We start from the raw sequence: 552 nt of genomic DNA on the forward strand, positions 1-552 counted from the left end.
ATCCGGCGCACCTGGCCGCGATCCGCGCCGACGAGCCGCAGCGCCGCCAGCCGCCGGTCCCGCGCCGCCGCGGCGAGCCTGGTGCTGGTGACGACGAAGACGAACACGGGCACCAGGCACGTCGTCGCGCCGACCACGACCAGCAGCAGTTCGAGCGGGTCGAGGCCACGCCGCCGGGGTTCCCCGCCGAACCCGCTGACGGGGACGGCGCCCGGTTGCGTGGCGACGGTCGCGGAGCCGACGTAGAAGAACAGCTCGTTGGGTCCGGTCAGCCCGGCGTCCCCGATGGTGCCGATCACCTGCTGCGGGAAGCGCGGACGCAGCAGTTCTCCTTCCGGCGACCGGAGAAGCGCGGCGAGCGCGGGCGAAAGCACGGCCTCCCCGGGGCCGGGCAGCCGCGCGACTCCCGGTGCGGCGGGCAGCCGAGGTCCGGTGGGCTGCACGAGGTAGCCCTGGAGCCCGCGCCCGCGGAACTCGTCGTCGCGATCGGCGGCGTAGACGGGGTCGACGCCGTCCACGGCCACGGCGACGGCCATCCGCCCGGCGGAGCGA

The 552-nt window shown here is 76.1% G+C and carries 1 pseudogene; it reads right to left on the minus strand.

What is annotated here, in order from left to right:
* Positions 1 to 536, minus strand: a pseudogene (locus G3I65_RS48935) (cell division protein FtsX); the annotation flags it as partial.
* Positions 537 to 552: the final 16 nt, after the last annotated feature.

Source organism: Amycolatopsis sp. SID8362 (assembly GCF_010550475.1).
In the GTDB taxonomy this organism is placed as follows: Bacteria; Actinomycetota; Actinomycetes; order Mycobacteriales; family Pseudonocardiaceae; genus Amycolatopsis; species Amycolatopsis eburnea.